This is a genomic window from Streptomyces ardesiacus (assembly GCF_003112575.1).
In the GTDB taxonomy this organism is placed as follows: Bacteria; Actinomycetota; Actinomycetes; order Streptomycetales; family Streptomycetaceae; genus Streptomyces; species Streptomyces ardesiacus.
In genome coordinates, this window is the sequence record NZ_BEWC01000011.1 from 74,477 (window position 1) to 99,155 (window position 24,679).

At 67.1% G+C, this 24,679-nt stretch carries 36 protein-coding genes; all 36 read left to right on the forward strand.

Annotation, left to right across the window (positions count from 1 at the left end; translation table 11 throughout):
- Nucleotides 1-10 precede the first annotated feature (10 nt).
- Nucleotides 11-1,420 (forward strand): phage portal protein, encoded by a 1,410-nt coding sequence (locus Sdi02f_RS32255; protein ID WP_108934479.1) that lies wholly within the window; start codon nucleotides 11-13, stop codon nucleotides 1,418-1,420.
- A 10-nt stretch (nucleotides 1,421-1,430) separates the two neighbouring features.
- Complete coding sequence (locus Sdi02f_RS32260) at nucleotides 1,431-2,477, forward strand: VG15 protein (RefSeq protein WP_245962259.1); 1,047 nt, start codon at nucleotides 1,431-1,433, stop codon at nucleotides 2,475-2,477.
- 14 nt (nucleotides 2,478-2,491) lie between these two features.
- Nucleotides 2,492-3,112, forward strand: a complete 621-nt coding sequence (locus tag Sdi02f_RS32265) for a hypothetical protein (RefSeq protein ID WP_108934480.1) — start codon at nucleotides 2,492-2,494, stop codon at nucleotides 3,110-3,112.
- A 54-nt stretch (nucleotides 3,113-3,166) separates the two neighbouring features.
- Entirely contained in the window at nucleotides 3,167-4,111 is a 945-nt protein-coding gene (locus Sdi02f_RS32270) for a major capsid protein (RefSeq protein WP_108934481.1), read from the forward strand.
- Between the two features lie 10 nt (nucleotides 4,112-4,121).
- Nucleotides 4,122-4,280 carry a hypothetical protein gene (locus Sdi02f_RS35730; protein ID WP_159107678.1) on the forward strand — a complete coding sequence of 53 codons (159 nt, stop codon included), beginning with the start codon at nucleotides 4,122-4,124 and terminating at the stop codon, nucleotides 4,278-4,280.
- A 12-nt stretch (nucleotides 4,281-4,292) separates the two neighbouring features.
- Entirely contained in the window at nucleotides 4,293-4,826 is a 534-nt protein-coding gene (locus tag Sdi02f_RS32275) for a hypothetical protein (RefSeq protein ID WP_108934482.1), read from the forward strand.
- Entirely contained in the window at nucleotides 4,823-5,164 is a 342-nt protein-coding gene (locus Sdi02f_RS32280; protein WP_108934483.1) for a hypothetical protein, read from the forward strand. The genes Sdi02f_RS32275 and Sdi02f_RS32280 overlap by 4 nt, the downstream gene beginning before the upstream one ends.
- On the forward strand, nucleotides 5,164-5,400 hold the full coding sequence (locus Sdi02f_RS32285) for a hypothetical protein (protein ID WP_030599766.1): 237 nt from the start codon (nucleotides 5,164-5,166) through the stop codon (nucleotides 5,398-5,400). The genes Sdi02f_RS32280 and Sdi02f_RS32285 overlap by 1 nt, the downstream gene beginning before the upstream one ends.
- Nucleotides 5,401-5,405: 5 nt before the next feature.
- Nucleotides 5,406-5,801 (forward strand): phage tail termination protein, encoded by a 396-nt coding sequence (locus tag Sdi02f_RS37040; protein WP_108934484.1) that lies wholly within the window; start codon nucleotides 5,406-5,408, stop codon nucleotides 5,799-5,801.
- Entirely contained in the window at nucleotides 5,791-6,363 is a 573-nt protein-coding gene (locus tag Sdi02f_RS32295) for a phage tail tube protein (RefSeq protein ID WP_108934485.1), read from the forward strand. Before Sdi02f_RS37040 ends, Sdi02f_RS32295 begins: the two co-directional genes overlap by 11 nt.
- A gap of 103 nt (nucleotides 6,364-6,466) precedes the next feature.
- Nucleotides 6,467-6,730, forward strand: coding sequence for a hypothetical protein (locus Sdi02f_RS32300; protein ID WP_108934486.1), 264 nt, complete (start codon nucleotides 6,467-6,469; stop codon nucleotides 6,728-6,730).
- Nucleotides 6,731-6,765: 35 nt separating this feature from the next.
- Entirely contained in the window at nucleotides 6,766-7,110 is a 345-nt protein-coding gene (locus Sdi02f_RS32305) for a hypothetical protein (protein ID WP_108934487.1), read from the forward strand.
- A gap of 3 nt (nucleotides 7,111-7,113) precedes the next feature.
- Nucleotides 7,114-10,251 carry a phage tail tape measure protein gene (locus Sdi02f_RS32310; protein ID WP_108934488.1) on the forward strand — a complete coding sequence of 1,046 codons (3,138 nt, stop codon included), beginning with the start codon at nucleotides 7,114-7,116 and terminating at the stop codon, nucleotides 10,249-10,251.
- Nucleotides 10,252-10,458, forward strand: a complete 207-nt coding sequence (locus tag Sdi02f_RS32315) for a hypothetical protein (RefSeq protein ID WP_108934489.1) — start codon at nucleotides 10,252-10,254, stop codon at nucleotides 10,456-10,458. It begins immediately after the preceding gene.
- Between the two features lie 59 nt (nucleotides 10,459-10,517).
- Nucleotides 10,518-12,776, forward strand: a complete 2,259-nt coding sequence (locus tag Sdi02f_RS32320) for a hypothetical protein (protein ID WP_108934490.1) — start codon at nucleotides 10,518-10,520, stop codon at nucleotides 12,774-12,776.
- Between the two features lie 71 nt (nucleotides 12,777-12,847).
- Complete coding sequence (locus Sdi02f_RS32325; protein ID WP_159107679.1) at nucleotides 12,848-13,912, forward strand: DUF5047 domain-containing protein; 1,065 nt, start codon at nucleotides 12,848-12,850, stop codon at nucleotides 13,910-13,912.
- Complete coding sequence (locus Sdi02f_RS32330; protein WP_108934492.1) at nucleotides 13,909-14,166, forward strand: hypothetical protein; 258 nt, start codon at nucleotides 13,909-13,911, stop codon at nucleotides 14,164-14,166. Before Sdi02f_RS32325 ends, Sdi02f_RS32330 begins: the two co-directional genes overlap by 4 nt.
- A gap of 70 nt (nucleotides 14,167-14,236) precedes the next feature.
- On the forward strand, nucleotides 14,237-14,812 hold the full coding sequence (locus Sdi02f_RS32335; RefSeq protein WP_159107680.1) for a hypothetical protein: 576 nt from the start codon (nucleotides 14,237-14,239) through the stop codon (nucleotides 14,810-14,812).
- Between the two features lie 68 nt (nucleotides 14,813-14,880).
- Nucleotides 14,881-15,714 (forward strand): CHAP domain-containing protein, encoded by an 834-nt coding sequence (locus Sdi02f_RS32340; RefSeq protein ID WP_108934494.1) that lies wholly within the window; start codon nucleotides 14,881-14,883, stop codon nucleotides 15,712-15,714.
- The gene (locus Sdi02f_RS32345) at nucleotides 15,711-15,962 is read left to right on the forward strand and encodes a hypothetical protein (RefSeq protein WP_108934495.1); all 252 of its coding nucleotides are present in this window, start codon (nucleotides 15,711-15,713) and stop codon (nucleotides 15,960-15,962) included. The genes Sdi02f_RS32340 and Sdi02f_RS32345 overlap by 4 nt, the downstream gene beginning before the upstream one ends.
- 45 nt (nucleotides 15,963-16,007) lie before the next feature.
- Nucleotides 16,008-16,220: a hypothetical protein gene (locus Sdi02f_RS32350; RefSeq protein ID WP_030599679.1), complete on the forward strand. Its 213-nt coding sequence runs from the start codon at nucleotides 16,008-16,010 to the stop codon at nucleotides 16,218-16,220.
- A 54-nt stretch (nucleotides 16,221-16,274) separates the two neighbouring features.
- Nucleotides 16,275-16,871 carry a deoxynucleotide monophosphate kinase family protein gene (locus Sdi02f_RS32355; RefSeq protein ID WP_174843427.1) on the forward strand — a complete coding sequence of 199 codons (597 nt, stop codon included), beginning with the start codon at nucleotides 16,275-16,277 and terminating at the stop codon, nucleotides 16,869-16,871.
- 393 nt (nucleotides 16,872-17,264) lie between these two features.
- Nucleotides 17,265-17,639, forward strand: coding sequence for a hypothetical protein (locus Sdi02f_RS32360; RefSeq protein WP_108934496.1), 375 nt, complete (start codon nucleotides 17,265-17,267; stop codon nucleotides 17,637-17,639).
- Nucleotides 17,640-17,804: 165 nt separating this feature from the next.
- The gene (locus Sdi02f_RS32365) at nucleotides 17,805-18,896 is read left to right on the forward strand and encodes a hypothetical protein (RefSeq protein WP_108934497.1); all 1,092 of its coding nucleotides are present in this window, start codon (nucleotides 17,805-17,807) and stop codon (nucleotides 18,894-18,896) included.
- A gap of 65 nt (nucleotides 18,897-18,961) precedes the next feature.
- Nucleotides 18,962-19,258: a hypothetical protein gene (locus tag Sdi02f_RS32370; RefSeq protein WP_108934498.1), complete on the forward strand. Its 297-nt coding sequence runs from the start codon at nucleotides 18,962-18,964 to the stop codon at nucleotides 19,256-19,258.
- Nucleotides 19,259-19,721: 463 nt separating this feature from the next.
- Entirely contained in the window at nucleotides 19,722-20,600 is an 879-nt protein-coding gene (locus Sdi02f_RS32375) for a hypothetical protein (protein WP_108934499.1), read from the forward strand.
- Between the two features lie 103 nt (nucleotides 20,601-20,703).
- The gene (locus Sdi02f_RS36790) at nucleotides 20,704-20,835 is read left to right on the forward strand and encodes a hypothetical protein (RefSeq protein ID WP_281262868.1); all 132 of its coding nucleotides are present in this window, start codon (nucleotides 20,704-20,706) and stop codon (nucleotides 20,833-20,835) included.
- The gene (locus Sdi02f_RS32380) at nucleotides 20,832-21,173 is read left to right on the forward strand and encodes a hypothetical protein (protein WP_108934500.1); all 342 of its coding nucleotides are present in this window, start codon (nucleotides 20,832-20,834) and stop codon (nucleotides 21,171-21,173) included. The genes Sdi02f_RS36790 and Sdi02f_RS32380 overlap by 4 nt, the downstream gene beginning before the upstream one ends.
- Nucleotides 21,174-21,280: 107 nt before the next feature.
- Nucleotides 21,281-22,030 carry a recombination directionality factor gene (locus Sdi02f_RS32385; protein WP_108934501.1) on the forward strand — a complete coding sequence of 250 codons (750 nt, stop codon included), beginning with the start codon at nucleotides 21,281-21,283 and terminating at the stop codon, nucleotides 22,028-22,030.
- A 120-nt stretch (nucleotides 22,031-22,150) separates the two neighbouring features.
- Complete coding sequence (locus Sdi02f_RS32390) at nucleotides 22,151-22,378, forward strand: hypothetical protein (protein ID WP_108934502.1); 228 nt, start codon at nucleotides 22,151-22,153, stop codon at nucleotides 22,376-22,378.
- The gene (locus Sdi02f_RS32395; RefSeq protein WP_108934503.1) at nucleotides 22,375-22,560 is read left to right on the forward strand and encodes a hypothetical protein; all 186 of its coding nucleotides are present in this window, start codon (nucleotides 22,375-22,377) and stop codon (nucleotides 22,558-22,560) included. Before Sdi02f_RS32390 ends, Sdi02f_RS32395 begins: the two co-directional genes overlap by 4 nt.
- A gap of 83 nt (nucleotides 22,561-22,643) precedes the next feature.
- On the forward strand, nucleotides 22,644-22,820 hold the full coding sequence (locus tag Sdi02f_RS35735) for a hypothetical protein (protein WP_159107681.1): 177 nt from the start codon (nucleotides 22,644-22,646) through the stop codon (nucleotides 22,818-22,820).
- On the forward strand, nucleotides 22,820-23,128 hold the full coding sequence (locus Sdi02f_RS32400) for a hypothetical protein (protein ID WP_108934504.1): 309 nt from the start codon (nucleotides 22,820-22,822) through the stop codon (nucleotides 23,126-23,128). The genes Sdi02f_RS35735 and Sdi02f_RS32400 overlap by 1 nt, the downstream gene beginning before the upstream one ends.
- A gap of 8 nt (nucleotides 23,129-23,136) precedes the next feature.
- Complete coding sequence (locus Sdi02f_RS32405; RefSeq protein ID WP_108934505.1) at nucleotides 23,137-23,709, forward strand: phiSA1p31-related protein; 573 nt, start codon at nucleotides 23,137-23,139, stop codon at nucleotides 23,707-23,709.
- Between the two features lie 66 nt (nucleotides 23,710-23,775).
- Nucleotides 23,776-23,970: a hypothetical protein gene (locus tag Sdi02f_RS32410; protein ID WP_030599708.1), complete on the forward strand. Its 195-nt coding sequence runs from the start codon at nucleotides 23,776-23,778 to the stop codon at nucleotides 23,968-23,970.
- 146 nt (nucleotides 23,971-24,116) lie between these two features.
- Nucleotides 24,117-24,656, forward strand: coding sequence for a hypothetical protein (locus Sdi02f_RS32415; protein ID WP_108934506.1), 540 nt, complete (start codon nucleotides 24,117-24,119; stop codon nucleotides 24,654-24,656).
- Nucleotides 24,657-24,679: the final 23 nt, after the last annotated feature.

A 24,679-nucleotide genomic window follows, 5' to 3' on the forward strand; every position in this document is an offset into this window, starting at 1 on the left:
GGAGGTGACCATGGCGGAAACGCCCCTGGCAACCGTCCGGCGCCTCCACGCCAAGCTGGTGAAGCGCAAGGCGTACGCGGACAAGTGGTCCAGTTACTACGAGGGGCAGCGTCCCCTACTGTTCGCGTCCCCTGAGTTCTCCCAGATGTCCGGGGGCCTGTTCAACGGGTTCTCTGACAACTGGTGCCAGGTGGTCCCGGACGCCATGGTGGAGCGCCTCCGACCGGTGGGGTTCCGCCTGGAGGACGGCACGCTGGACAAGGCGGCGTGGAAGGCATGGCGCGCGAACGAGTGCGACGTGGAGTTCGGACTGGCCGCCCTGGAGGCCCTCCTGGCCGGACGCTCTTTCGTCATGGTCTGGAAGCCGGACGGCATCAACACTGAGATCACGTTCGAGCATGCCTCCCAGGCCATCGTGGACTACATCCCCGGTCGCCGGCGGGCACGCCGCGCAGCGCTGAAGGTCTGGACGGACGGCACGCTGGACTACGCCGTATTGATCACGCCCACGGTCGTGTACCGGTACGAACGTCTCGCGAACGGAACGGACGAGTGGAAACCCCGCCGCACCGGACTCGCCCCCAAGGAGACGGCCCACCTGGCCAACCCGATGGGCGAGGTCTTCATGGTGGAACTCCCGAACCGGTCCCGCCTCCGGGGGAAGCCGCGCAGCGAAATCGAGTCTGTGGCCCCTCTCCAGGACGCCATCAACACTCTGTGGGCCCACCTCCTCACCGCTGCTGACAACCTGGCCGTGCCGGCCCGTGCCGTCCTGGGCATGGACCGGCCTACCCGGGAGATCACGGATGAGGAGGGCGAGGTCATCGGGGAGGAAGACCTCCCCATCGCGCCGTTCCGTCGTGACCGTCTCCTGTGGCTGGAGAGTCAGAACGCCTCCATTGCCGAGTTCTCCGCAGCGGACCTCACGAACTACACGAACGTCATTGAGGTTGCGGTCCGTCACGTTGCCGCACAGACACGTACCCCCGCTTCGTACCTCACGGGGGAGATCAGCAACGTCTCCGCCGACACGCTGACAGCCACGGAATCCGGCCTGGTGGCCAAGGTCCAGGAGGTCCAGCGCCACCTAGGGGCCGCCCTCAGGGAGGTCATGCGCCTGGAGGCCCTGGCCGCCGGAGACGTGGCCCGTGCTGAGGCCCTGGCCCTGGGTGACGTCGTGTGGCGTGACGCCCAGTTCCGTTCGGACGCGCAGTACGCGGACGCGCTCACCAAGTACAAGGCCATCGGTGTTCCCGATGAGGCGCTCTGGGAGCGCATGCCGGACGTTACGCCGGACACGGTGGAGCGCTGGAAGTCCATGAGGACCGACCAGGCTGCGGCCATCGTCGGCGGGGACCTGGCCTCCATGTTCGGCGCCAAGCAGGAGTCCGGTGAGGAGGACGTCCCTCCCGCTGAGTAGGGAGTGACGGGTGGCTGACGAACGCGACCTGGCGGGACTCACCATGAGTACCGCCAGGGAGACCTCACCGGCCCGCTCACGGGCTCTGGCGGAGGCAAGGTACCGACAGGTCCAGAACCTCGTGCGGGGCGTCCTGGAGGCCGTACAGGCGCTCTGGACAAGCGCTACCCCGGACCGAATCCTGGCCGCCATGGCGGGGGAGGTTGGCGCGGGGATTCTGAGCGCCGTTGTAGCGGGTCAGCTTGCCGTCGCCCAGGGAGCTAGCGCCTTCGTGGCCAACGCGATGTTGGCGCAGGGTGCCTCTCCCGCTGCGGCGGGACTGCTGGTCCCCGGGCAACTCGCAGGGTACGCGGCCGATGGTCGGTCCCTGGCCACGCTCCTGTACCTCCCAGCGCTCACCACCGCCCGTGCACTGGCCGCCGGCATGGCGGCCCAGGCGGCCTCCGTGCTGGGCCTGAGCCAAATGGCACGTCTGGTATCCACCACTCTCACGGACACGGCTCGGACAGCTACCACGGTCGCGATGACCGCATCGGAGCGTTGCGTGTCGTACGTGCGAGTGGTGAAGCTGCCAGCGTGTGACCGGTGCATCATCCTCGCTGGCCGGCAGTACAGCTACAGCGAGGGATTCAAGCGCCACCCAGGGTGTGACTGCGGCATGGAGCCGATGACCGACCGGGAGTGGAAGGCATCGGACGGCCCAGAGGAACTCTACGCAGCCATGTCACCGGAGGAGCGAGTCCGCCGGTTCGGCAAGGACGCCGTGGAGGCCATGGACGCCGGCGCGGACATGGCCCAGGTCGTCAACGTGACTGGCCGCAAGGGTGGCGTGTCCACCGTGGAGATGTTCGGAAAGAAAGTGCAGGTGACCCGAGAGGGCACCACCAAGCGTGGACTTGCCGCAAGTTCCATGCGAGAAAGCTTCGTGAAGGTCCAGGGAGAGCGCTACACGCGCACGAAAGCCCCCCGGCTCACCCCTTCGGAGATCCTCCGCCAAGCCAAGGGCGACCGCGAACACCAGGTCCGCCTACTGACCAAGTACGGATACATCCAATAAGGAGCGATTCCAGGATGACCACGAACCCGAACCCCAACGGCCCGACCGACCAGGGCACCAAGGACGGAGACCCGGCCAAGGACGGCCAGGGTAACCCGAACCCCAACGGCCCGGACGCCTCCAAGGACGGGGACCCCGCCAAGGACGGCCAGGACGGCAAGGGCAAGGACGATGCGCTGGGGGAGGGTGGGCTCAAGGCCCTCCAGGCCGAACGTGCGGCCCGCAAGGAGGCGGAGACCAAGCTCTCGGAGCTGGAGGCTGAGGTCAAGCGGCTCCAGCGGTCGAACGCTGCGGTCAAGGGTCATGACCTGGAGGCCATCCGGACCGAGATCCGGGCCGAGTTCCAGACTCAGCTTCTGGAGTCGGAGATCCGCGTGGAGGCTACCGGCAAGGTCGTGGAGGCCAGCGAGGTCGCCAAGCGCTACCCGGAGTACTTCAAGGACGTGAAGGCCGGTGACGCCGACGGGATCGGTAAGGCCGTGGCGCAGCTCCTGGAGGACAAGCCCTACCTGGCCGCCAAGACGGACGACAACCCCGCGTGGGGTGACGTCGGTGGGGGTCAGCGTGAGCCCGTGGAGGACGAACCGGCCTCCCCCACGGACCGCCTCCGCCGCGCGTACGGCGCCAGCAAGTAACCACTCGCCACCTCCTCACGTGAGGTGGTGGTCCCATCTCATGAGGAGTAACACATGGCACTGACCCTCCCGGAGGCGGCCAAGCTCTCCCAGGACGACCTCCAGCGAGGCGTCCTGGAGGTCTTCGTCCAGGAGTCCAGCATCCTGGACCGCATCCCGTTCCTCACTATCGAGGGCAACGCGTACGCGTACAACGAGGAGGACAGCCTCCCGGGCGTGGAGTTCCGTTCGGTGAACGAGGGCTACGCGGAGTCCACCGGCACGGTCAACCCCAAGTCGGAGCGGCTGGTGATCCTCGGTGGTGACGCCGACGTGGACACCTTCATCGTCAAGACCCGGGGCAACCTCAACGACCAGCGGGCCATCCAGACCCGTATGAAGGTCAAGGCCGTTTCGTACAAGTTCCAGGACCACTTCTTCAACGGTGACACGGAGGTGGACCCGAAGGGGTTCGACGGCCTCAAGAAGCGTCTCACTGGTGCCCAGGTCCTGGCCGCCGACGCCAACGGCATGGGTCCCGTGGCCGGCGGGCACGACTTCATGGACGCGCTGGACGCCCTCATCGCCTCCGTTCCCGGCCTCAACGGCTCGAACGGCGCCCTCTACGCGAACCGCTCGGTGATCGCCAAGATCAAGTCCAGCGCTCGGCGCCTGGGTGGCGTGGAGTTCATCAAGGAGGCCATGACCTCCAAGATGGTCGCCACGTACAACGGCATCGCCCTCCTGGACCCGGGCCAGACCCCCGCCGGCGCGGACATCCTCCCGATGACCGAGACCCAGGGCACGGCGGAGGACGCCTCCAGCATCTACGCCGTGAAGTTCGGCCAGGACGAGACCGACCAGGCCGTGACCGGCCTCACCAACGGTGGCGTGACCGTGCGCGACCTGGGGGAGCTGGACTCCAAGCCTGTGTACCGCACCCGCCTGGAGTTCTTCACCGGCCTCGCGGTGTTCGGCGGCAAGGGTGCCGCGCGCCTCACCGGCGTCCAGGCCAAGTAAGGAGGAGGGCATGGCAACGGCACGCAAGCCCAAGTCTGCCCTCCCCGACCCGCACGGCGACACCAAGTGCGACACCCCCAGGCTGGAGGGCTACAAGGCCGTCCGGCCCGGGGGTGAGCCGGTGTCCGTCGTGCGCTGTCAGGAGTGCGGCGCACAGAACGTCAAGTAAGGAGGCCGGGGAATGGCTCTGCCTCCTCTCGCCACTCCGGAGCAACTGGCCGCCTGGATGCAAACCGACGTGGCAAGCCTCCCCGGTGACCCCGCGCTGGTCCTGGCCGTGGCCTCCCAGGTCGTGCGCAAGCGTGCGCGCCAGTGGTTCACGGTCGGGACCACCTCTCCGGAGCTGTACCCCCGGGACGGCTACGTGGAGCCCCCGCAGCGTCCAGTGCGGTCCGTCGCGTCCGTAGTGGACGCCGACACGGGCGCCGCGCTGAAGTGGAAGCTGCGCAGGGGCCGCGTGTACGTCGGCCCCGGTGTGGAGGCCGTGCGGCTCACCTACACGCACGGGTATGCGGATGTGCCGGCGGATGTCCTGGGCGTCGTCCTGGGCGCAGCCTCCCGGGCGATGAGTAACCCGGACAACCTCCGCCAGGAGACCGTGGGGAGTATCTCCCTCACGTACTCCGTGGAGACCCTGGACGCCTCGCTGTCCGAGCGTGACCGGGACCTCCTGGACGCGTACCGGCGCGGGGTTTCGGTGGTGAGCACCGGATGAACGCGTACCTGGACTCAGCGGTTCGCCTCCGGGCTCCGCTGGTCACGAACAAGTACGGGGACACCACGACTGACCGGGACTGGTCCCGCGCGGAGCGGTACCAGATCACGGACGTCTCCATCCAGCCCGACGGCTCATCGGAGACGAACGGTGACCGTGAGCTGGTCCTCACGGGCTGGAAGCTGTACACCCGGCGGGGCCGTGACCTGGACCTGGTGAAGACGGACCGGGTGGAGTGGGACGGAATGACCCTGGAGGTTGACGGCGAGGTCGCTCGCTGGCGCTGGGGAGGCCGTGTCCACCACGTGGAGATCCGACTCAAGAGGGTGACGGGCTAATGGCAAACCGAATCCGTGTCAACTGGGACGCTGTCCATGATCTCCTCAAGAACCAGGGGACCCAGGACGTGATCCGGGAGCACACGCGCCGGATCGACCAGGCCGTCACTGGCCAGTCCCGCGTGGACTTCAGCGCGGAGGGAGAGCGAGCCCGTGGCGCCGTGATCGCCGGCTACGAGCCGGGGGCTACGGCGGAGTCCACGCGCGCACAGCTCCTCCAGGCGCTGGACGGGTGAAGCCGATGCCCCGTCCAGTAGCCCGGTTCCCGGATGCCGTCCTGGTGGTCGTGGAGTACCTCCGTGCGGCCCTCTCCGGGCCTCACGTGGGCGCCAGGGTCCCAGACCCCATGCCGGGTGAGTTCGTCCGTGTACAGCGCATCGGTGGCCTCCGTGGCCCCATCACGGACCGGCCCCGGGTGGACATCCAAGCCTGGGCAACGACGGAAGACGATGCCTGGGCCCTCTGCGAGGACGCCAGGGCGTACGTCATGGCGATGGCAGGCAAGCGGGGCGAGACGACCGTATCCCACGTCTCGGAAGTAAGCGGCCCCATGTGGCTGCCCGACGCCTCCACCGGCCGACCCAAGTACGCGTTCGCCGTGGAGTTCACAACAAGAGGAGTTCAGTATGGCCGGTGACATCGCAAACCCCCGCCTCTGGGAGGGTGCGGACCTCTGGACGGCCCCGGTGGGCACACTGCTTCCCACCGATCTGTCCACGGACATGACCGACGTCGCAGCCTGGAAGGCCGTCGGCCTTCTGTCGGAGGACGGGGCCAGCGAGGGCCGAGACGAGGACACGTCCGATTTCTACGCCTGGGGCGGAAAGCTGATCCGGGTCCGGCGCTCCAAGCACAAGCGCACCATCACGGTGACGTGCCTGGAGGACAACCTGGTGGTGTTCGGGCTGGTGAACCCGGGCTCCAGCGTGTCCACGGCCAACGGCGTCAACACGCGGAAGATCCGCATTCCCAAGTCGGAGCGAGTCTCGTTCTGCCTGGAGCTGATGGACGGGGACATCACGCGTCGGCGGTTCATCCGCCAGGGCGAGGTCACCGCCGTGGGTGAGGTCGCGCTGAGTGACTCGGCCCTCCAGGCGTTCGAGCTGACCATCACCATCTACCCGGATGCGGACAACGTCCTTTACGAGGACATCGACAACGACCCGCAGGGGGCGGCCCCGGAGGCCCCCGCCGGCTGACCTCCACCTCCTCACGTGAGGAGGTGGTCCCCGTAGGGCCCGTGTTCTGGGTGGGACACGGGCCCTACGTATCCACCCACGCCACCCGACCAAGGAGACCATCATGGCCGCGAACGCCAAGAAGAACGACGCCACCGGCACCCCGACCCCGGTCGAGTTCAACGGAGAGACCTACACCGTGCCGCCGGCGGATGACTGGGACATCGACGTGTTGGAGGCGATCGATGACCAGCGCATCACTCACGCGCTGAAGGCCCTCCTGGGCGAGGACCAGTACGCGACGTTTCGCAAGCACAACCGCAAGGTGACCGCGCTGGGTGACTTCATGAACGCCGCCCAGGAGGCCGTGAAGGCGGGAAACTCCTAGGTCTCCTCCCGCTCCTGGAGGAGTACGGGGATGAGGTGGAGGCAGACCTGGCATTCCGCCAGGTAGACCTCCTGGACCTCTGGCGGGGGAAGATCACGCCACGGAAGTTGGACGTGATGATCCGGGGTCTTCCCCCCGATTCCGCTACCCGTATCGCCATGAATGGCAAGGAGCCTCTGTGGTCCCGCACGGATTACATCCTGGCGGACCTCATCGACAGCAACAACGCGGTGGCGTGGCTGGTGGCTAACCAGGACGTACCCGCAACCAGGAAGAGCACCTTCCCGGACCCGTACCCCCGTCCGGGGGACCAACCCCGTAAGCGGGAGATCACAGCGGCGGACCTCCAGGCGTTCCGCGAACGAACCACTAAGAGGTGACCGATGCCCGCCCCCGAAATCGCAGTAGCGTACGTCTCCATTGTCCCCTCTCTCCAGGGGTTCCAGGGAGACCTCCGGCGCCAGGTCGTGGGCCCGACCCAGGACGTTGGCCAGGAGGCGGGGGCCGGGTTCGGTGGAAAGCTGAAGGCCGGCATCGTGGCCGGGGCCATCGCTGCCGGCGCCGTGGCCGCCAAGGCGCTCACCGACGCGTTCGCACAGGCGGACGTGACCAAGAGGCTCCAGGCACAGCTAGGGGCGACCGGCAAGGACGCTGCCCGGTACGGCAAGGTGGCCGGGCGCCTGTACTCCCAGGGCGTGGTGGATACGTTCGAGGAGGGTGCGGAGGCCATCCGGGCCACGGTCCAGGGCGGCCTCGTCCCGCCGGACGCCACGAACGCCCAACTGGAATCGATCGCGACCAAGATGTCCGACGTCTCCACGACGTTCGGCACGGACATGAGCATGCAGACACAGGCCGTGTCAGCCATGCTCAAGAACAAGTTGGCGCCCGATGCTGAGTCAGCGCTGGACGTCATCGCGTACGGGTTCCAGAAGCTGGGCCCCAACGCGGAGGACCTCCTGGAGACGTTCCAGGAGTACTCCATCCAGCTCCGGAAGCTGGGCATCGATAGCCACACTGCTCTTGGCCTGTTCCAGCAGGGCCTCCAGGGTGGCGCGCGGGACACGGACATCGTGGCCGATGCGCTGAAGGAATTCTCCATTCGGTCCATCGACATGAGCGACAGCTCCCGCGAGGCGTACAAGGCCCTGGGGATGGACGCCAAGGCCATGGAGTCCCTGATTGGCAAGGGTGGCGAGTCTGCCACCAAGGGGCTGGATATGGTCCTGGACAGACTCCGGGGCATGAAGGACCCCGTGGAGCGCGAGGCCGCAGCGGTCGGACTTTTTGGCACCCAGGCTGAGGATCTCGGCAAGGCGCTCTTTGCCCTGGACCCGTCCACGGCGGTGTCCACGCTGGGCAAGGTAGGAGGTTCTGCCAAGCAGATGGGGGACACGCTCCGCAGCGGCCCCCTGTACGAACTCCAGACGCTCAAGCGTGAGCTACAGCAGGGCCTTGTGGAGGCCCTGGGGTCCTACGCCATTCCGGCACTGAAGGACGGCATCCAGGCCGTCAAGGACATGGCCGCCTGGGGTAAGGACGCGTTCACCTGGGCCCGGGATGCCTCCCCGTGGCTGCTTCCGCTGGCTATCGCCATCGGTGGCGTAGCGTTCGCGCTGAATGCCCAGGCCATCGCCGGCGCCCTCGCGATGGGCGTGATGGGGCTGTACGGAGCGGCCATGCGTGGCGTGACCCTGGTCACCCAGGGGTGGGCCGCCGCACAGGCGCTCCTCAACGCGGTCATGGCCCTTAACCCGTTCGTGCTGGTGGCCATCGCCGTAGCGGCGTTCGTCGCAGCGGTGGTCGTGGCGTACAACAAGGTCGGGTGGTTCCGGGATCTGGTGGACGCGGCTTTCCGCGCTATCGGAGACGTCGCCATGTGGCTCTGGAAGGTGGCCATCCAGCCTACCTTCAAGCTCATCGGCAACATCTTCATGTGGCTGTACACGCTGGTGGCAGTCATCGTGATCGCGCCCCTCATGCTGGCCGTGAAGGCCCTGGGGTTGCTATTCGGGTGGCTGTACAAGTCGGCGGTTAAGCCGGCCGTGGACGCCATCGTGGCCGCAGCCAAATGGATGTGGGAAAAGGCCCTCAAGCCCACGTGGGGCTACATCCAGGCGGGTATCTCCACCCTGGGCGGAGTCGTCAAGTGGCTGTACGACAAGGCGTTCAAGCCTGCCATGGACTCCATCGCTGCCACCGGCAAGTGGGTGTGGGACAAGGCGCTGAAGCCCACGTTCGGGTACATGCGCAGCGGCGTGGAGGCCATCGCCCAGTCCTTCAAGGACGGCAAGGACCTCATTGCCAAGCAGTGGCACAAGCTGGAGGACATCGCCAAGGCGCCCGTTGAGTTCGTGATCGATACCGTCTACAACAAGGGAATCGTCCCCCTCTGGAACAAGGTGGCCGGTGTCGTTGGCGGTAAGAAGCTGGGTGAGTTCAAGGGGTTTGCGCGAGGCGGCATCCTGCCCGGCACGTCCTCCTGGCGCGATGGGGACGACCAGCTTGTCCCCATGCGCAAGGGCGAGGGCGTCTACGTCTCGGAAGCCATGAAGGACCCGTACGAGCGGGCCCGCCTCCACGCCGTGAACCAGGCGGCCATGCGCGGGCAGTCGCTGGCCAAGTACCAGGGCGGCCAGGGCTACGCGCTGGGCGGCATCATCGGCTCTGTCAAGGGACTGGTGTCCAGCGCCTGGGACTGGGGCAAGGACACCGTGGGCGGGTTCCTCTCCAAGGGGTTCAACAAGGTGACCGGCGCCCTGGACGGCATCCCCGGTGCCAACACCGGGTGGGGCAGCCTCATCAAGGACGTCCCGCTGTCCTGGGTCAAGAGCCTTACCTCTCTGGGCAAGGACAAGGAGAAGAACCTCACCGGGGGCCCTGGTGTTCAGGCTGCACTCGCCTGGGCCAAGACCCAGGCCGGCAAGCCGTACCAGTGGGGCGGAGCGGGCAACCCTTCGTGGGACTGCTCCGGCTTCATGGCCGGTATCCAGAAGAAGATCATGGGGCAGAACCCCAATGGTCGTCTGTGGGCTACCGGCGCGTTCCGTGGGGACACGGCCCCTGCCGGGTGGGTGCGCAACCTCAAGTCACCGTTCATGATCGGCATTACCAACGCCAACAAGGGCCACACGGCCGGCACCCTCGCGGGTGTCAACGTGGAGTCACGCGGAGGCGCGGGTGTGGTGGTCGGGTCCGGTGCCCGGGGGTACAACTCCAGCCTGTTCACCGACGTCTACGGATTCGCTCCGGCCAAGAAGTACGACAACGGCGGGTGGCTCATGCCCGGCGCCCGGCAGACCCGGAACGAGACTGGCAAGCCTGAGCCCGTGTTCACGGCCTCCCAGTGGTCCAGTATCCACACGCTGGCCTCCCGGGGGGCGTCGAACGGCCTCACCGACGGCGCACGGCTGGTCCTGGTGACGGAGGGCGGGACGTTCGAAGCATACGTTGACTCGCGCGCCGATGGGCGCATTCACAAGGGTCTGGTGGAACCAGCCGACCTGGGAAGGAACCTGTAAGTGAGTACACCCGACGAGGGGTCCATCGTCATCACGGACCCGTACGAGATCCCCCGCACGGAGGAGACCGTCAATGAGAACGGGGAGACCGTGATCATCGGCTACCCGTCGGACGGGGCCATCCCGGTGAGCACAGAGGGCGACACATCCGGCGATGAGGTCCCGGGGCCCGTGCCCGGAGACGGCAGTGAGCCGATCGGGGTCTGAGTCTCCAGCCTGGCCACCTCCTCACGTGAGGAGGTGGCCCCTACCTTGAGGGGAAGCTAGTGGCGTTCGCCAATCCCAACCTGCTGCCGGTGGACGCCTCCACCTTCGAAGGAACCGCGCACGCGTGGATCGATCCCGTCAACGCCACGCTGGCCGTCGTAACCAACACGTTCCTGTCGGGCGCCAAGTCCCTCAGGCTCACGGCCACCGCTGCGGGCACGATGAGCGCGTCCACGCCCTACGTGACCAGCACGGTGCAGGCGGGTAAGACGTACGTCTCCAGAGTCCCGCTAAGAGTCAACACCGCCAGCGCGGGCAAGACGGCCACGGCCCGCATGGCGTTCTACGGGGACGGAAGTACGGTCCTTGGCTCTACGGACGTGGTTGTCAACCTGCACGCCACCAGCACCGGATGGGTCACCAACAACTTCCCCACGGTGTCCATGGTGGCCCCCGCCGGCGCCACGCGGGTACGGGTGATCCTGACCATCACCGGCCTCGCTGCTGGCGAGATCATCAACGTTGATGACGTGTACCTGGGGGAGGCCCCGGTCATCCCGGGCAACCTCTACCCGTACACGGTCCAGTCGATGGAAACCGGCGTGTCCGACTGGGTATCCAGCGGCTCCACGTACGCCACGCTGACATGGGGGTCCGGTACGCGGAGCGACGGGTACCGGTGCCTGGGCATCACGGCCAACACCGTGGGATTCCAGTACGCCCGGACCGTCAACCAGGTCCCGGTCACCCCCGGCAAGGAGTACGTGGGGGAGTTCTGGTTGTACTCAGCGGTGGCCACCAGCGTGGATCTGCTCATCCTGTGGTCGGACGCCTCGGGTGCGGAGGTCGGTCGCCTCACAGTAAGCCGGCCGGCAAGCGGGGGCGCCTGGGCGTACCTGGTGGGTGTGGGGACTGCTCCCAGCAACGCCACCCAGGCACGCCTCTGGTGCCGTCCCACCTCCACCGCCGTGGGTGACACGTTCTACCTGGATGAGGTCGCCCTCAAGCCGTCCCCCAGTCCCGCCAACAACCTGTTGACGTACGACGAATACTCCACGGAATCCACGCTGCCCCCGTGGACCTGGAGCGGGGGCACGAACGAGCGGAGCTACTTCACGTCCAACCTCACGGACGGCAAGTACGTGCACCGTATCAACCCGGACGGTCCTGGCGTCATCACGGGCACCATGGATCGCCTGGTCCCCGTGACGGAGGGCGAGACGTACCAGCTCCGCACGCTGGTGCTCCACCGGAACAACACCGGCCAGGTCACCAACCTGACAGCGCGCGTGCATATCGACTGGTACGCCGAAGACGGGACCATGGTCCAGGCGGACAGCCCGGATCAGTACGTCACGGTCTCGTCGGCAGACCAGTACTACGGGGTGCTTCTGGGGGAGACTCGGACATGCCCGAAGGGGGCCACCCGGGCCCGCCTGGGGGTGGACATCGACCACCGGAACACGGTGGCAGAGTACTACCTCCTGGACAAGTTCGAGTTCTTCGCGTCTGACTCGCTGTACTCCATCACGGTGAGCGACGACAAGGGCTCTGTGGTCCTCCAGATCGGCCATTCGCCGGCGGGGGCGGCCACCCTCTCCATCCAGCGCGTGGACGAGGACGGCTCCATCACGTTCATCCGTGGCTACGGGCAGGAGTACAACCGGGCCCCGTTCGCGGCACCCACTCTCGCGGAGGACCATGAGGTCCCGCTGGGTAGCCGCGTCTGGTACCTCCTGGAGTGGTTCAACGCGTCGGGGTCGATGGTCAGCCGGATTCTCACCCAGACCATCACGGGCCCCGTCCTGGGGGACGGGGATTACGTGTGGTTCAAGTCGCCAGGGCTGCCGGCGCTGAACGTCACCGTGATGATGGAGGACGCTCCCACGTGGGAGCGTGCCGCCCGCAAGACGTCGCTGGCCATCGTGGGGCGCCGTAACCCGGTGGACATCAGCGACGTGCGCGGGGGCCGGACCGGGAGTCTGTCCGTGCTGGTGTGGGACGAGTCCAGCAACACCATGTTTGACCAGCTCCTGGACTCGGGCCTCCCGGTGCTCATCCAGGCCATGCCCGGGTACGGCATCCCGGGGAACCTCTACCTCTCCATCAACGACGTCTCAGCGGCCAACGTCCTGGGTGTCGCGAATGAGGAGGGGTGGCGCTGGACCCTGGCCGTCAACGAAATCGATCGGCCGGAGGGTGGTCTCCAGGGGTCTGCCACGCGCACGTGGCAGGACGTCATGGACAGTAACGCCGACTGGGCCGCCGTGGACGCCAAGTACCCGTCATGGGCGGGGGTCCTTACCAACAACATCTGATCCGGAGGGCACTGATGCTTCCCACCTCCAGCCGCTGGGCTCCAGCCCTCACCGGGGCCCACGGCCTGGCCGTGAAGGTCAGTGCCCTCTTGGGCGGTGTTGTCACCAAGGAGTCCATCCGGTTCTCAGACGGCTCCGTGAAGGTGGACCGGGGCAGCGAGACGCGCCGTTCGCTCACCCTCACCGTGCCCAACCCGCGAGACTTCCCCGTGAGCCCCACGGACACTTTCGGGGTGTACGGGCAACAGCTCTACGTGGAGAGGGGCGTCCGGTACCTGGACGGCACTGAGGAGCGCGTCCCGCTCGGCGTGTTCGTCATCACGGCCGTATCCGGCAACGTCCATGAGGGCCCGCTGACCATCGCGGGGGCCGGCATGGAGGTCCTGGTCCGTCGCTCCAAGTACGAGACCGCAGCGAGCACCGGAGGCCGCACGGCCACCCAGTTCGTCCAGGCGGCCCTCCAGGAGGCCATCCCGGGCGCCTCGCTGGTGTCCACGGCATCGCGAGGTTCGTCCTCGCTGGCCACCAAGACGTGGGACCCGGACACCGATCGCTGGACGGCCATTCGCGAGGTCGCGACCTCCATCGGAGCGGAGGTCTACTGCGACGCCTACGGCACGTTCCGCATGGTGGACATCCCGGACCCCGACGTCCTTGGTTCTCCCGTGTGGAACGTGAACGCCGGCCCCAGGGGCGTCATGGTCTCAGCGGAGATTGCGCTGTCCAGTGATGACGTCTTCAACAAGGTGATCGTGACGGGGGAGAACTCCTCCGACAACACGCCCCCCGTGATGGGTACGGCCACCATCACGGACGCCACGGACCCACTCCGGTACGGAGGGGCGTTCGGCAAGGTCACCAAGCGCGTGTCCTCCAGCCTGGTAACCACGGCAGTCCAGGCCACGAACATGGCCAACTCGCTCCTTCGCAAGTACCGGCAAGCGAACCGGTCCGTCACCCTTCGGGCCGTACCGAACCCCGCCCTGGACGCCGGCGACTGGATTCGCGCTGACTACGGTCCCGTACTCCCTCCCGAACTCCACCTTGTCCAGTCGTTCGAAATCCCGCTGTCTGTGAACGGAGGGGCGTCCACCATCGCCACCGTGAGCGGGCGCACTGACCAGGGGGCCACGTGACCACCCAGTTTGACCGCATCGTGACCGCCGTACTCCGGGCCGTGAGGACCTCCGGCCTCCTGGAGGCCAACACCCTCTCAGCGGTCGTGTCCGTCGTGAACTCGGACGGCACCGTAGACGTCACCCGGAACGACAGCACCTACCCACGGGTCCGGCGCCTCTCCGGCTACTCATCGCCCTCCGTCGGCCAGCGCGTGATCATCCAGAAGACCTCCGCCGGCTGGGTGTGCCTGGGCGCGTACCTCACCTCTTGACCACCTACCACCCGGGAGTGCTTCCGTGGCTCTGACAGACCCGTACGGCCAGAACGTCCCATACTCCACCATGACCGACCAGGCGAACGCTCAGACGCTGGGCCAGGGCCTGGTGGAGAACATCGTGCCCCGCACCGTGATGCGGTTCCCGTCCGCCAACGTGCGCGGGGCAACCATCTTGAAGCCTGTCGCCGGCATGCTGTCCTGGCTCCAGGACGTCCGGAAGCTGGAGGTCTACGACGGCACCGGCTGGTCCACCGTGACCGCCGGCACATCAGCGTGGAAGACCATTACTCCGGCCGCTGACATCTACACCCACAACGGCAACTCGCAGGGGACGTTCCAGTACCGGCTTGTGAACCTGTTCGGGGAGTTGGGTCTCATGTTCCGTGGGGGCCTGAACGTGTCCTACCCGACCCCGAACGGAGTGCTCCCCGGCGGTGGCCGGTTGAACCAGGCGGTTCTCCCCGTGGAGGCACGTCCGGCTTCCCTCCGCACGGTGGTCGTGCCGTGCTCCGACGTCAACTCCACCCGCATCACGCTGAAGCTGGACATCACCAAGGACGGCATCCTCAACCTCGTTGGTACGGACTCAAACAGTAAGCCGCCGTGGGTGGGCTTCAACGGCGTTTTCACCTCACTCTGACCTACCCCCACACCCGCACGCCCTGGTCCAGTCGGCCAGGGCTTTCTCATGCCCAGGGAGGGCCACCCATGAGCAACGCTTCGAAGATAGTCAGCATCGCCAAGGGAGAGGTTGGCTACCGGGAGGGCAAGACCGGTTCCAGCTACAACAACAAGCAGAAGTACTCCGGCCAGGTCCCGGGCCTGGAGTGGTCGAACTTCCAGCCGTGGTGTGCCACGTTCGTCTCCTGGGCGGCCATGAAGGCCGGCGTGGAGTCGCTGTACCCGCGCACGGCCTCCTGCCTGGTCGGTGCTGCCTGGTTCAAGAAGCTGGGCCGCTGGAGTGAGTACCCTGCCGTCGGCGCCCAGGTCTTCTACGGACCGAACGGTGGGACCCACACCGGCCTGGTCTACGACTACGACGCCACGTACGTCTACACCGTGGAGGGCAACACCAACGACTCCGGCAGCGCGGAGGGCAACGGCGTGTACCTCAAGAAGCGTCGGCGCCGGGACGCGTACGTGTACGGCTACGGCTACCCCAAGTTCTCCGACGGCATCAAGTCGGCGGACCCCAAGTACGCCAAGGAGGCCCCCAAGGCTCCGGCCAAGCCCAAGCCGGCGTCCAAGCCGTCCGTGTCGCTGGCCCACATCAAGGCAGCGCGCGCCAAGGACATGCCGGCCAAGACCGGCCACACCACCTACCCGGCGGAGGTCAAGCTGGTGGAGGCCGCGCTGAAGGCGGAGGGCCTCATGGCCGGCACCTACGCCAATGACGGCTCCTGGGGCACTACGACCCAGAACGCGTACGACACGTTCCGGCGCCGGGTGATGGGCCTCACGGGCAAGGATGCCGTGGGTGAGCCCGGCATGGCCTCGCTGTCCAAGCTGGGCAGCCGTCACGGATTCACGGTGAAGGCGTGACCGAACGCGAACCCCAGGACCCGCTTGGCGTACACATTGGCGCCCGTGAGATCTACGACCAGTTGGTAGGGATGCGTGAGGACGTGCGCTCCCTGGTCCAGGACCGGGAAGACACGGACCGCACGCTGGCCGATCATGAGGAACGCATCCGCAAGGTGGAGCGCCTCCAGTACGCGGCGCCCGTGGGGGCCATCACCGGCCTCCTGGGCGGGCTCGCTGCCGTAGCTAAGGCAATGGGCATCATCTGACCCCACCTCCTCACGTGAGGTGGTGGCCCCCTCTGAAAGGAACACATGACTGACAATCAGCGACGCACAGCGCGTACCATCTTCCAGACAGCCGTGACCCTGGCCGCCGCAGTGCCGGCCCTGGTGGAGGCGTCCGGCCTCGCGCAGACCTCCGGCGCCGTGGTCCTGGCCCTGGCCGTCTCCGGAGCCGTGACGCGCATCATGGCCCTCCCGGTCGTGGATCAGCTCCTCCCGGGCTGGCTCCGCAAGGAGGCGTGAGGCCGCTCGCACCGGAGTACCTCCGTGGAAACATCGGAAACCACGGAGGTACTCATGGCGCCCAAGGCCCCGCACATCGGCCTCATCGGCAAGGCCCGGTCCGGTAAGGACACCGCAGCGGCCCGCATGGTTCGCACGTCGGCGTACACGAGCCTCGCGTTCGCTGACCCGCTCCGGGAGGCCGTGCTGAAGCTGGACCCCATCGTGGACAATGACTACGGGGTGGAGATCCGGCTCAGTGAAGAGGTGGCGCGCGTCGGATGGGACGGAGCCAAGGAGCTGGAGGAGGTCCGCCGGCTCCTCCAGAACTACGGCCAGACCATCCGCGAGGTGGACCCGGAATTCTGGGTCCGCGCACTGTCCAAGAAGGTGTCCGCCGCGCACGGCTGGAACATGCCGGTAGTCGTCACGGACGTCCGGTACTGGAACGAAGCGGTAGCCCTCAAGAACGCGGGGTTCTACCTGGTCCGGGTGGAACGCCCCGGCGCTGGCCTCAACGGCGAGGCCGCCCAGCATGCCAGCGAAACCGAGCTGGACACCTGGCCGGCGGACCTTCTCCTCCACAACAACGGCACCCTGGAGACCTACCTCCGCAACGTGGATATCACCCTCCAGTGCGCCCAGGCATGGTACGACGCTGCGCAGCGCTGAGAGACCGACGCCCCCACTGGCCAACCGGCTGGTGGGGGCGTTTTTGTGTCTGGAGGGTTGCGTGAGTAGGTGGCCCCGTGGGAGAGTCCACGCACCGACCAAAGAGGAGTACACGATGGAGCGCTGGGTAGTTGAGAGTGCGCGTGCTGGTGTCACGCGGGAGGTCTTCAACGATGGCATGGGGACTCTGGGGGTGCCGGGCACGTGGTACCGAGTCAGCGGCGGAGCGAATCGGGTCCCCCTGGTCACCCGGAACCGGGGTGACGCACTGCGTGACTTCCAGCGACGCGTCATGCTGCGCTGAGCGCCAAGACTCTACGCCCCCTCTCCGGAGGGGGCCTTTTCTGTGTGTTACCATCAAGGGCTCATCAGCGTGACCAGGGGAGGGGAACCATGTTCGGTAGCAAGAAGACGCCGGAGGAGAAAGCGGAGGCCACCAGGCTGCGCAATCTGCGCATCGCTGCGGGCGTCCTAGGTATCCGGGTGGTGGACGACGGAGCCACGTTCCGAATCTTCGGGCAGAACGACGTCCCGGTGGCCGGCGCACGGGTCACCGTGGACCGGGGTGAGGCCGCCAAGCGCATTACGGCGACGCGTGTTGTCCTCACGGGGGTGTTCGCGCTGGCCCTCAAGAAGGACAACACCAAACTGTTCGTCACGGTGGAGGGGGCTGACGGATCAGCGCTGATCGTAGAGGTAGGCGCCGGCAAGGAGATGAAGGCGCGGACGTTCGCCACGATGGTGAACGGCGGAGTGTCCAAGGAGTAGGACCCTTACGGGCCCCTGGTGAGTCGACATGGCTCGCTGGGGGCCTTTCGTCGTTTGGGGTCACCGCCTCACGTGAGGTGGTGCGCGTTTCCGCTTGACCCGATCCCCCGACCTCTGTAACGTCGTCCCCGCAAGCCACCGCAGCGCCCAACAAGGGGAGAGAACATGGCCGCCAAGTCCGACACCAAGCCCACCACCGCCGAAATCAAGGCCGACGTGGAGGCCGCCCTCACCGCGATGGAGACTGCGGATTCGCAGGAAAAGGTGGAGGGCCTCAGCGCACACATTAAGGACCTCCTTAAGGGTCTCCGCGCGAACCAGCGGGTGGGTCTGGAGATGCGCCGCAAGGAGGCGGTGGTCACGGCCGGTGAGCGCCTCGCGGAGGCCGCCAAGGCCCAGTCCAAGGCCCAGTCCAAGGCCCTGGCCAAGCCCACGGCGTCCGCCTCCTGGGAGGACATGGAGGGCGGCCCGGAGGAGGCCCACCGCCTCATGGACGCCGGCGTGGAGCGCATCCGCAAGGGTGCGGAGATCGGACTGAAGGCTGCTGACCTCTTCAAGGAGGTGGCGAACGTCATCTTCCTGGGCCGGTTGAACCTCCGCAACAAGGAGGGTCTCCCCGACATCACGGCCAAGTCCGACGCGGCCAAGAGTGTGTCCAAGGTCATGTTCGCCAAGGCCAAGGAGTCAGTTTCGGAGGACCAGGTGGACCTCCTGGAGTTCCACGACAGCCTCGCCAAGGGCGTGACCAACCGTATGCAGGACGTGTCGGTGGAGTTCCTCCGGGGCATCGCAACCATGAGCCTGGAGGAGGCCGCCAAGGCGTTCCCGTTCCTCACGGACGGCACGCTGGACGCGCTGGTGACAGCGGAGGGCGTGGAGTTCCCGGAGGGCGCCACCCCGGAGGACATGGTTCGCTGGGTGTATTCCGTGAAGGGCATCTCCCTCCCCTCCCAGACCCGCGCGGAGGTCGCAGCGGAGTACCGGGAGCGCAAGGCGCTGGAGGCCAAGGAGGCCGCCAAGGCTGCGGAGGAGGGCACGGAGGGCGAGGGCGAGGGCGAGGGCTCTGAAGAGAGCGCCGAGCACCCGCACTCGCCGGCGGAGGACAAGCTGCTGTCCACCGTGGACAAGATGGTCAAGGACGCCAAGCGCGTGGGTTCCCAGGGCAAGAAGGTGGACCCGGAGGTGAAGGCGGCCCTTAAGTCGAAGCTGGACGACCTGATCCGGGAACTGGCCCTGGCCTCCGCTGCGCTGAGCTAGCCCACACCCACCCCCAGGGGCCCCTCCGCTGACTGGAGGGGCCCCTCCCTGAATGGAGGTACACGATGAGTGGTCGTGAGTCAGCGGCGGAGGACAGCGGGTACGACCCTTTCCGCCAGGAGGTGAAGGCGGCCATGTCCAGCGCGTATCGGGAGAGCGCGAGCGACCTGGAGGGGGCCACGCCTGAGGAGGAGAGGCCCAAGTTCATGGCCGTGGAGGTCCACCGCAGCGAGGACGTCCACCTGGCCAAGAACTGGGGGCTGGAGACCCTCTGCGGGGAGCGCGTGGACTTCCCCGTGGGCAAGCGCGAGGCCACGTGCACGCCGTGCCGTGAGGCCGCTGGACTGGAGGAGGGCGCGTGAGCGACCAGCGCAAGCGCAAGTGTGATCTCTGCGGGAGGGTGCGCCCCGTCCAGGACCTGGAGGAGGTGACCGGAGGCACCTATGGGTGCCGGCCGGACCGGCCAGGCTACGACCAGTGCGTGAACACCTTCGGAGACTAGCCAGGAGGCTCTCCGCCGCCCTATCCGCCCCGTTGGGTCCCCCAGGCCCAGCGGGGCGTTCGCATGCCCGGAGGCGGGCACCCAGGGCCCCGTGGTGGGGGAGTGACGGAGGTCAGCGCGAGGATTGGCCGCTCCGGCCCTCTGACCTGCAAGAATGGTGGTAGTGACGTTTTGCTAGCCAATCTCAAACCACATAAGAAAACCTATAGGCAAGCCGGATTGACCATCCGTTCCGTCATTCCGTCACTCGCCCCCACGGCGCCGGCCTCGCTGGCCGCTGGCCCCCGATAACGGGAGGTACCAGCAACCAGAAGGGGGCCACCGTGGCCATCCGTACCGTCCGCAAGGGCGGGTCCCGGTTCTACGTGAACCCGGAGACCCGCATCAGCTACCCCGGTGTCACCAGCATCCTCGGCATGCAGCCCAAGACGTTCCTGGGGTACTGGCGCTCCAAGATGACGGCCGAACTGGCCGTGAAGTCGTTCCCGTTCCTCCAGGAGATGGTGGAGACGGCCGGCGAAGAGGCCGCCGTGGCGTACCTCAAGGGCGCCGCTGACCGCTACACCAAGGCGCGCGCCTCCATCGGCAGCGAGGCGCACGACATCTTCGAGCGCATCATCAGGGGGGACACCTACTACACCAAGCGGGACCCGTTCGAGCCGACGCGGTTCCTCAACTCCCTCCGCAAGGACCTGGAGCCCTACCGGGCCAACTTCATAGAGTTCATGGAGATGGTCCAGCCGGAGATGGTCTCGGCGGAGGATATCGCCTGGAGCGATACCCATCAGTACGCCGGTTCGTACGACGTCATCCTCCGCGTACGCCTCTCCAAGGACGCCAAGGGGAACCTGTACGCCGACCCCGTGAACGGCGCCTGGTACCTCATCATCGGGGACTGGAAGACGTCCAAGGACACGTACCCGGACGTCGCTCTCCAGATGTCCGCGTACGCGCACGCTGACAAGCTGATTGCGCCGGACGGCACGGAGAGGCCGGTTCCGGAGTTCGACGGAGCGGCCGTCCTCCACATCACCGACACCAAATGGTCGTTCAAGCCGGTGGACGCCGGCGCCGACGTGTTCCAGTACTTCCTGGCCCTCCGGAAGTACTTTGACTGGGACCGCGAGGTCTCGAAGACCGTCATCGGCCGCCCGCTGGCCCAGGGTGGCCGCCTCACCACCGGAACGGAGCGCCGCAAGTGAGCAACTGCCTGTGCAACCCCCAGAAGCCGGGCCTGTGCACCACCTGTTCGGGTGGTAAGTGAGGTCCCGCCGACGTCACCAGGGCCTCCGGGACGCCTCAGCGGTGGTCCTGGGGGCCCTGGCCCTCATCCTGGTCATCGGCAACGCCGTGGCCTACTACACGGCCCCCTGCGGGTGGCTCAAGAGCATGCCGACCAAGTCGGCGCCACTGCGATGCATCGTGGAGGGAAAGTGAACGCGGACGTGACAGCGCTGGAGGAGACCCTGGTGGCCGGGGAGGAGACCCTCCGGGGACGCCACGGAGCCACGGACCGGGCCGTGGAACTCCTGGTGCGGTACCGGGCGGCCATCGCGGAAGAGGTCACGGCTGCGCTGGGCAAGGAGGACCCCAACCCGCCGACCCCCGCCGGCATGGCCCGCGCGGAGGCCGTGGAGACGGCCATCAAGCACGTGGAGAAGATGTCCACGAACGCCCGGGGTTACCAGAACGGGACGAACCTGGCCGCCAAGACCCAGGCCGTGGCCACGTTCGTGGAACTCCTCATGGGGGAGGGCACCTCCTCACGTGAGTAGGTGCTGATTCCAGGCCGCTGACCCCAGAGAACTAGGCAGAAACCGAGTGAGACCCGGAGGGTGACACACCAACCCCTCCGGGTCTCCGCCTAGTTACTGGAGAGCGCATGGCCATGAAGCTTTGGGTCACGGACCCGGAGAACAAGCCGCAGGAGTCCGCGAACCGCAACTCCGACCTGGACGGCCTGGTGTCCATCGGCACCCAGGACGACGAGGGCAACCCGGTCGCCCTGGACACGTTCCGCGTGGCCACCTCCGACCCCAAGACGGCCGATGCCGTGGCCGAACTCCTGGGCGGCACGCCCAAGGAGACGGAGCGGACGTCCGACCACTTCATTGACGTCATCACGGACCAGGACAAGCTCCTGGTGATCGTGGACGGCCCCAAGGGCCTGTACAGCGACATGAAGCGGTGGCACAACGGCAAGCTGGTCCACCACTGCGACGGCATGACGTTCCTGTCGCACACCAAGGAGAACATGGTGGGCAAGGCGTGCGGCTGCCCGGAACTGTTCGTGGAGCGCAAGGACGCCGACCGGGACGGCATCGGCCCCCGTCCGTCCATCGACCTCACGTTCCAGTTCGCGGATGACCCCGACCTGGGCACCTTCAAGTTCCACACCGGTTCCTGGGGCCTCGCCAAGGTCCTCCACCAGGCGGAGGACAAGTTGGCCCGCATCGACGGGCCGGCCCTGGTGGAGCTGTCCCTGGAGCTGGTGGAGTTCAACATCTCCAAGGGCCCCAAGAAGGGCACCAAGGTCTCCTACTACCTCCCGAAGATCCGTCCCATCAAGGCGTACGCGGACGCCGTGGAGGACGACCCCACGGAGGAATACGCGGACGAAGCGCCGTTCTAAGCCTCACCTGCCGGCCCGACCTCTCCACTGCGAGGGGTCGGGCCCTGAGGCAGTAGCGGGGCCGCTGACCCCCGACAACCTCTTGCACCACCCCAACCCACAATCTCCAAGGAGAGACCCATGGCGTTCTACCTCGTTTCGAACCCCGCCAACCAGGAGGGCACCAACGGGGAGTTCCTCGGCGCGGTGGTCCGTGCCAGCGGACGCGTCCAGGCGCGCAAGCTGGTCCTCGCGGCCAACCCGGCGGAGACCTCCACGTCCCTGGTCGTCACCAAGCTGGAGGACGGGCGCAACGTCGACAACGGCGTGATCCTGTCGGAGTACGCCGACGTCTCCGGCGACGAGTGAGCGCCGGCAACCCGGGTCTGGAGCACTTCAAGGACGCCCTCCGGTTCGCCTCCGATGAGGCCCTGTCGGTCCCGCTATGGGTCTTCAAGCCCGCAGCGCGCAAGGCCGTCATCAGTGAGCGACGCCGGCGGGGCATCCTGCCGGACCCGGACGAGACCACGACGGACCCCACGTACAGCTAGCCGACTGGCCCCATTCCCTCTCCGGAGGGGGTGGGGCCTTGAGGTGGTAGGGGCCCCGTTCGGGGCTGGAGAAGGAGAGACGTATGGCGACGGTACATAGCCACCCCACGGTGGTGCTTGAGGTCACGGAGGAGGAGCTGGTGACCATCCGGGAGGGCCTGCACTCCCTCCGGTTCAACGCCAGCGGGCCACTGGTGCCCAGGGCCACCAAGCTCCTGAACGACACGGAGCGGGACAACTGGAAGCCGGTGAACGCCTGATGGCCAAGCGCGGCATCATCACCGACTACGCCGGCGAGCCGATCCGGCCCGGTGACCTCATCAGCTACGCGTGCCGGGAGTCCAACCGGGTGCGCATGGGGGACGCCTACCTCCTGGACGTGAAGGTGGAGCGGTTCAAGGGCCGCCTCATCCCGTTCCTCCTGGTCAAGCCCACCGGGGCGGAGTCGGGGTTCACCCGCCGAAAGACGCTCCGTAAGACCTGGATCTTGCTGGAGCATGTCCGGCTCATCGAGTCGGAGTCCATGACCCCCGAAGAACTGGCCACCGCGCTGAATAGCGGGAAGTGAGGATCGCCATGGGAGAGCAGACGTTCAAGGTCGACACGGAGGTCAAGCGCGCCGGGTTCGCCCACGTGTACACCGTGGCCGCCGGACCGTTCCAGGGTGTGACCACCCAGTACTACGTCCTGAAGCGGGAGGACGGGACGCACACGTGGGCCGGGGGAGACACCCTCACGGCCTACACCCCCAAGCCGGTGGGTTACCGCAAGGGCGACCGAGTGAGGGTGGGACTGTTCGGCGCCCTGGGCATGGGTGAGATCATGGACGGCCCGTTCCCCGTCCATCAGAGCGCTCGCACGGGGTGGATGGTCCGCCTGGGCAGCACGGGCGGCCACCTCCTGGTCCCGGAGGGCTCGCTGGACGTCGTGGAGCGTCCGGAGAGCCCGGCGGGCTACGTGACCATCAAGGGCACCCGGTACCACGTCGGGAGCGGATACCGCTACAAGGACCGGGACGGGGACGTCTGGGTCACCCGCTCTGTGGGGGGCATGGCCCGCGCGTGCCTCCGGGAAGACGGTACGCCCGGCCGGAACTCCTTCACGCTGGCGCACGTCGTCAACGCCCACGGCCCGCTGACCCGGGCCTGACACACCACCCGCAGGGGGCCACCTACTCACGTGAGGAGGTGGCCCCCTTTCGTGTTTGGAGGACGCATGGCAGACACCATCATCACGACACTCACGGCCACCCACGTTCCCGCGCTGGGAGACATCCGGGACATGGGGCCGGAGGACCACGTGGTGGTCCACCCCGACACCACCGGCCGCACGGACTGGCCCCGCATCTGGGAGGCGCTGGGCGTGGCCTACGTCCGTGGTGCATCCGTCTCGCTTCTGTGGAGGGCGTGACGTGGACCTGGGCAAGTGGAGGGTTCGCAAGCACAACGGTGTGTGGCGCGTTCATGCCCCCGGGTACGGCCTCCGCACCGTGTACGCCGGACGGAGCTGGAGTGAGGCGTTCGCCGTGGCGCACTACTACGCAACGAGGGGGAACCGTGGCTAACCCATCCAAGGCCCGGGGGACGGCCTGGGAGTCGTCCATCCGGGACTACCTCAATGAGGCCCTGGGGCTCTACTGGTCCGACTGGAGGGAGCGCCGGCGCAACGGCCTCACCCAGTGGGTTGACCCCATGGACCCCCGCAACATCAAGCGCCAGGCCCAGGAGGGCGCCAAGGACGTGGGGGACATCCACGCCTGGCCGTTCATCCTGGAGGCCAAGGACGTCAAGAACCCCGCCGTGCCCACGTGGATGCGCCAGGCCAAGGCGGAGGCGTTCAACGCGGGGTTCCCGTACTACGTGGTGGTCCACAAGTACAGGAACGCCAACGTGCGGTTCGGGCGCGTCCACGTGGACGTCCGGACCTTCACCGCCGTGCGTCGGCACCTGGGGCTCACCTCCAGGGAGATGTGGGAGTTGTACAGCTTCACGCTGTCCAGCCGGCTCCGGGGTCTCGACACATCCCGCTGGTACTTCACCACCAACCTCTGGCACTTTGCGGCCCTCCTCCGGGCCGTTCGTGCAGTGAGCCGCTGACACCCGAGCACCCCAGCGAACGG

Coding starts and splice junctions, on each gene's coding strand:
- Sdi02f_RS32340 (WP_108934494.1), top strand. CDS start 14,881: ATGAGCAACGCTTCGAAGATAGTCAGCATCGCCAAGGGAGAGGTTGGC.
- Sdi02f_RS32400 (WP_108934504.1), top strand. CDS start 22,820: ATGGCCAAGCGCGGCATCATCACCGACTACGCCGGCGAGCCGATCCGG.
- Sdi02f_RS32275 (WP_108934482.1), top strand. CDS start 4,293: ATGGCTCTGCCTCCTCTCGCCACTCCGGAGCAACTGGCCGCCTGGATG.
- Sdi02f_RS32355 (WP_174843427.1), top strand. CDS start 16,275: ATGGCGCCCAAGGCCCCGCACATCGGCCTCATCGGCAAGGCCCGGTCC.
- Sdi02f_RS32370 (WP_108934498.1), top strand. CDS start 18,962: ATGAGTGGTCGTGAGTCAGCGGCGGAGGACAGCGGGTACGACCCTTTC.
- Sdi02f_RS32390 (WP_108934502.1), top strand. CDS start 22,151: ATGGCGTTCTACCTCGTTTCGAACCCCGCCAACCAGGAGGGCACCAAC.
- Sdi02f_RS32405 (WP_108934505.1), top strand. CDS start 23,137: ATGGGAGAGCAGACGTTCAAGGTCGACACGGAGGTCAAGCGCGCCGGG.
- Sdi02f_RS32335 (WP_159107680.1), top strand. CDS start 14,237: ATGACCGACCAGGCGAACGCTCAGACGCTGGGCCAGGGCCTGGTGGAG.
- Sdi02f_RS32310 (WP_108934488.1), top strand. CDS start 7,114: ATGCCCGCCCCCGAAATCGCAGTAGCGTACGTCTCCATTGTCCCCTCT.
- Sdi02f_RS32285 (WP_030599766.1), top strand. CDS start 5,164: ATGGCAAACCGAATCCGTGTCAACTGGGACGCTGTCCATGATCTCCTC.
- Sdi02f_RS32365 (WP_108934497.1), top strand. CDS start 17,805: ATGGCCGCCAAGTCCGACACCAAGCCCACCACCGCCGAAATCAAGGCC.
- Sdi02f_RS32385 (WP_108934501.1), top strand. CDS start 21,281: ATGGCCATGAAGCTTTGGGTCACGGACCCGGAGAACAAGCCGCAGGAG.
- Sdi02f_RS35730 (WP_159107678.1), top strand. CDS start 4,122: ATGGCAACGGCACGCAAGCCCAAGTCTGCCCTCCCCGACCCGCACGGC.
- Sdi02f_RS32360 (WP_108934496.1), top strand. CDS start 17,265: ATGTTCGGTAGCAAGAAGACGCCGGAGGAGAAAGCGGAGGCCACCAGG.
- Sdi02f_RS32350 (WP_030599679.1), top strand. CDS start 16,008: ATGACTGACAATCAGCGACGCACAGCGCGTACCATCTTCCAGACAGCC.
- Sdi02f_RS32300 (WP_108934486.1), top strand. CDS start 6,467: ATGGCCGCGAACGCCAAGAAGAACGACGCCACCGGCACCCCGACCCCG.
- Sdi02f_RS32295 (WP_108934485.1), top strand. CDS start 5,791: ATGGCCGGTGACATCGCAAACCCCCGCCTCTGGGAGGGTGCGGACCTC.
- Sdi02f_RS35735 (WP_159107681.1), top strand. CDS start 22,644: ATGGCGACGGTACATAGCCACCCCACGGTGGTGCTTGAGGTCACGGAG.
- Sdi02f_RS32255 (WP_108934479.1), top strand. CDS start 11: ATGGCGGAAACGCCCCTGGCAACCGTCCGGCGCCTCCACGCCAAGCTG.
- Sdi02f_RS37040 (WP_108934484.1), top strand. CDS start 5,406: ATGCCCCGTCCAGTAGCCCGGTTCCCGGATGCCGTCCTGGTGGTCGTG.
- Sdi02f_RS32270 (WP_108934481.1), top strand. CDS start 3,167: ATGGCACTGACCCTCCCGGAGGCGGCCAAGCTCTCCCAGGACGACCTC.
- Sdi02f_RS32410 (WP_030599708.1), top strand. CDS start 23,776: ATGGCAGACACCATCATCACGACACTCACGGCCACCCACGTTCCCGCG.
- Sdi02f_RS32265 (WP_108934480.1), top strand. CDS start 2,492: ATGACCACGAACCCGAACCCCAACGGCCCGACCGACCAGGGCACCAAG.
- Sdi02f_RS32280 (WP_108934483.1), top strand. CDS start 4,823: ATGAACGCGTACCTGGACTCAGCGGTTCGCCTCCGGGCTCCGCTGGTC.